Source organism: Okeania sp., assembly GCF_983059655.1.
Genome location: NZ_CEZPJD010000600.1, coordinates 1 through 5027, shown reverse-complemented (window position 1 = coordinate 5027; position 5027 = coordinate 1). Strand labels below are relative to the sequence as shown.

Below are 5027 nucleotides of genomic sequence, written 5' to 3'. Positions count from 1 at the left end.
AATAATAGTTATTCCTGTCAACAATATTGACCAAGGTTGACACCACCAAGGTTTGTAATTCCAGGGGTTAAACTTTTCTTGTTCAATTGAATTTTTCATAAATAAATAGAATAATAAAAAATAAGGAACACAAAAGATGAAATAAACTTGCCTAAAATAACAAGGATAATTTTTTTAATCCTTTTCTTTTGGGTTTAATACCCCACCATCTACACGGTGCTGACAATTGGTTGGAGTTTGAGTCCCTATCCACTTCTTCCTTCTTCTTTCTTCAATAGTAATGAATCAAATTTAATATTAATTATGGTTTGCTGATTAAATATAAAAGTCTTTACTGATATTGGTTTTCGGCTTTTTAGGTAGTGAAAAAGTACCCCTGTTTTCCCCTAAGAATGCTCAAAAATTGAGTATTTGGGTAAGAATTGGGTAGACTTGGGCCTGGGATAATTTTTCCTTTGTATGTCTTCTACAACCCCTGATTCCTCTTGACTCTTCACTACTCCCTACTCCCTACTCCCTACTCCCTGTCTTAGCAAAAAGACTAGTGAAGCGCAAACCCTAATTAGAATTTAAACGTTTGGTAACTTGTTTAATGATGCCACTGAGAATTGCACCTCCCATCAAAATTCCGATAGCTGGAGTAAATACTGGTTCCCATAATCTACGCCAAAGATCGAGACCTAGAGCAACTCCAGAATAACGACCAATTACAGCGATCGCGAACCAAGCAAAAGCAATTATTACTAGAAATACATCTGCCACTAAAAATGTATCTAACCAATTGAGTAATTTTTCTTTCATTGTTAGTAATTTTCCATTAATATTTTAAATTATTATACTATAATTAAGTAAATAATATTATCTATATATTTATACTCAGTTATATTTTTTGTTCTCTATTTTCATTTGTAATACTAATTCTACCAAGCGTGAAAAAAGAATGCTTAACTATAGGTGACACTTCAATTTAAACCTCGTCTTTAAGACTATGCTTTATAAACATCTTTCTTAGCATAAAAATTGACAAAATAGACAAGTTATGTATAAATCTTTGAAAGGCTTTTTCTGGAGGAAAGTGTATAAAAAAATACATTTTTTTGATAACTGTAGACAAGATTCTTACTTCCCACACCTCCCTACAGGGTTTTCAGGAGTTCCTTATCAGGGATAGGTCTTTAAGGGCAGAGTTTGATGACATCTCTCAAAAGTTTTGCTACATCTTCTTGGGGTGTGGAGTAGAGAGTAGGGTTTAAAGGCATAATATATTTTGAATTAATGCCGATAATTTTGTACAAACATTACTGAATCATTATTATTACTTAATAGCTGAAGTCACATCGGAACTATAGTATTATTTTTGGGAATTGGTATTATATCATGTCTCTTTAGAATAACCACTTCGGAAAAATTTAGGGAGTAGGGAGCAGGGAAGTAAGAGAAATTTGTTTGCTCCCCATTCCGCACCGAAAGAATATTCTCTTCTCAAAAGAAGAACATTTTTATTATGGTGAATTAATTAAGACTTGATATTATAAGTAATTAACACTAGCCTTATAAATTTTTTGATAATTATCAAGCTAATTATTGTTAATTATTCTGATGTACGATAAACAGCCGTTAGCTTCGCATAACTATCGTTAACGCTCCTACTCCTGTACAGACATTGCATGCAACTTTCTGTACGGACGATTAGAAATTAAATCATAGTTTAACAGTCTTTTTCTGTTTCGTTTATAGGGAGAAAAATAGTTACATTTGTTTGTTGTAAAGGAATACTTTGGATGGTTAATTTGCCATTATGTAATTCCGTAATTTGTTTAGCAATACTGAGACCCAAACCCGATCCTTGTTGCTCATATATTTTACGATTAAATTGTTGATAAGCTCCGATATTAGAAATTTCATCAACACTCATCCCTTTACCAAAATCTATAAAATTAACAACAAAAACATGATCCTCTAGTCTACCTATTACCTTAACTTTTTTGCCAAAAGAAGAAAATTTAAAAGCATTATCTAACAATTCATCTACAATTTTTCTAAAGTTAGACTCAGTAATACTTAAATTAGTATTTTCTGATGTTATATCTAAGTCTTTTAAGCGATTAAAATTTCTTGCTTTTTCAATAGCAACCTCTCTAATTATTGATTTAGGATTACTAAGAAAACCTGTTGTAAAGAATTTTAATCTATCTTGATCGCGTGATAATAGTTCTAAATCTGCATATAGTAAAAAATTCTGAATTAGTCTATTTAAACGCTTGGCAGAAATGTGGATATTTTCTACCATTTCTAAAATTTCATCGCTTTCTAATTCTTTAAACTCTTGAATAATAAAATTGGAAGAACCAATAATTCCATTGAGTGGAGTGCGTAGCTCATGAGGTAGAGATAAAGTTATGCTACTTCTTAATTCATCTAGTTGCTCTTGAGTTTTTCTTTCAATAGTTCCTTGTTTTTCTAATCTGGTATTAATTGCCTTCATTAATTCGGCGTTAGTAAAAGGCTTTGTCAAGTAATCGTCAGCTCCTAATCCCATCCCTTCTCTTACATCAGCTCTTGCGGCTTTTGCAGTTAGAAAAATAAAGGGAATTGCTTCTGTTAATAAATTTTCCCGTAATAATTTTAAGACTGTATAACCATCAATTTCTGGCATCATTACATCACAAATGATTAGGTCTGGAACATTTTCTAGAGCTTTTTCTACTCCTATTTTACCATTTTCTGCTTTTATTGCTGTAAAAGATTCTTCTTCTAGAACATCCGTAATTATATCTAAAATACCCGGTTCATCTTCAATCACTAGAATTTTTTTCATCTATATTTTCCTTTGTTAAATTCAATGGTAATATAACAGTAAATGTAGTTCCTACGCCTACTTCACTTTCGACAAAAATTTGACCCCTATGTAAATCTACAAAACTTTTGACAATAGTAAGTCCTAATCCTGTACCAGAAATATTAATAGCATTTTGAGCACGGTAGAAAGACTCAAATAAATATTTTTGTTCTGCTGTTGGAATTCCCATACCTTCATCTTGAACCTGAAAAATTGCATAGTTATTTAAGTAAGAAAGTTTGAGAAAAATATTACCACCCTGGGGTGAATATTTGACTGCATTCCAAAGTAAATTAAAGAGAATATATCTCAACAATTTTTCATCTATTAAAACAAATTCAAACATTTGTTTCCTAGATTCATTTTGTGATTCTGGAGGAGTACTATAGACAACATCATCTTGCCTTTGTTCTTGCTGATTTAAATCCTGCTGAATTATATTTAAAATACTTTGATTAACTCCATATTTGTCAGAAATTTTTGTTATTAATTCCTTGGCTTCTTGAATTACAAAATCAAGGAAATATTGACTACCAATACTGAGTTTAATATCTTCTATAAGACCTCTACAGAAATTTTCTAAATTTAATGGTGCCGGGTTAAAATCAAAATTACCTGATTCTTTCTTGCCGATAACTAACATATTATTAAGTAACCCTGTCATGTGTTTAGCTTTATCTTGTATACGACGCAGATAAGTCAGTTTTTTTTCTTCATTCCATTTATGACCATAGTATTCTAATGCTTCTGCCGAACCTAATATAGTAGTTAAAGGAGTACGAAATTCATGGGATGTCATAGAAATAAATTGAGATTTAAGTTGACTCAATTCTTTTTCTATTTCTTGTGCTTTCTTTATTTCAGTTTCTGCCCACTTGCGCTCTGTAATATCTTTAATATCACCCTCATAAGCAATCAAATTACCTCCAGGATCGCGCACTGCTGTTGCATTCTCCGAAACCCAAATGACACTCCCATCAGCACGATAAGCTTGATACTCAAACTTGGATACTCTACCATCCGTGCTAATTAAATCAATAAATTCATCTCTAGAGTTAGGGTTAACATAAATTTGTTTGCCTATATCAGTAACTTTTGCCGTCATGTCCTTTGGCGAGTCATAACCAAAGATGTCAGCTAAAGCAGGGTTACCATAAAGATAATGCCCATCTGGTGTAGACTGAAAAATACCTTCAACTGAATTATCAAAAATGATACGATATTTAGCTTCAGTTGAATGTAGTTTTTGATATGTTGCTTCTAGTTGTAATTTAGTATTAAACTCAGTTTTTTGCAAAGATTCATATAAATATACAGAAATATCACAAATTAAACATACCCAGAAAATGCCAAGACACATCTTTATAAAATTCCAATCTAAGGATGCCACATCAAAACCGAGAATCTGATTGACACCAAAGTAATAACCTAATACAGTAGCCTGGGATATTAGGTGTAAAAACCATCTAAATGGAATTAAAGTTGCCTGAGAAAAGAAAGTCAACATCCAAGCAAAAAACTCAGGATTAACATTTCCCGTAACTGTATCTAAAATTTGCTCAATCATAGTTACAGACCAAGAAAAGCAGAGAAATATTAGACCAAGATGACGACTGCCCCAGGGAGTTCGTAGTATCAATATACAACCAAGTAAGCTTAAATGCACTAAAATTCTGGCAATTTCCCACTCTTCTAAACTAGGGTATTTACCTAGTATGAAGAAAATTAAACTTAGTATACTTTTACTTAAGAAGAATAAAAAAGCTAGCCACAATGCTAAATTTAGTCGAGCAATTAAAAAACGATTTTGCCACTGTGGATATGAAACATCTGTTAAGTCTGTGGAATTTTCAGCAGTAGGGTTAGCACTATCCAAATAGCTGAGTATTTTCTCAATAAAGGATAGTCTCTGTAGTTTTTGCAGCCATCCATATCCATTTAGCATAGCTAGTTAGATTGAAATATCAGAATTTAAGCCATGGGCTTTATACATCAGAATACTTTGACATACTCCCGGCATCAAATCAAAGATTATAATGCGGGATTCTCATCATTGATGATTCTACGTTCATCAAGACAACTTAGATTAGCAATATTACTATTATTAATCCATAGGTCGGACTCTCCCGTAGCGTTTGGGCTTTTGACCCCAGTTTCCGAGTGCCCCTCGGTACTGTTTACTACTGCC

General features: G+C 32.4%; 4 protein-coding genes. All 4 read right to left on the bottom strand.

The features are described from left to right. On the bottom strand, positions 1-99 hold a 99-nt coding region (locus tag AC3DU7_RS24950), incomplete at its 3' end, for a DUF6737 family protein (protein WP_488041991.1). Between the two features lie 459 nt (positions 100-558). After that, a complete protein-coding gene (locus AC3DU7_RS24945; RefSeq protein ID WP_488041990.1) occupies positions 559-801 on the bottom strand; it encodes a hypothetical protein in 243 nt (80 codons plus the stop codon). 907 nt (positions 802-1708) lie between these two features. Further along, on the bottom strand, positions 1709-2818 hold the full coding sequence (locus tag AC3DU7_RS24940) for a hybrid sensor histidine kinase/response regulator (protein WP_488041989.1): 1110 nt from the start codon (positions 2816-2818) through the stop codon (positions 1709-1711). Further along, positions 2796-4784 carry a PAS domain-containing sensor histidine kinase gene (locus AC3DU7_RS24935; protein ID WP_488041988.1) on the bottom strand — a complete coding sequence of 663 codons (1989 nt, stop codon included), beginning with the start codon at positions 4782-4784 and terminating at the stop codon, positions 2796-2798. Before AC3DU7_RS24935 ends, AC3DU7_RS24940 begins: the two co-directional genes overlap by 23 nt. Positions 4785-5027 lie beyond the last annotated feature (243 nt).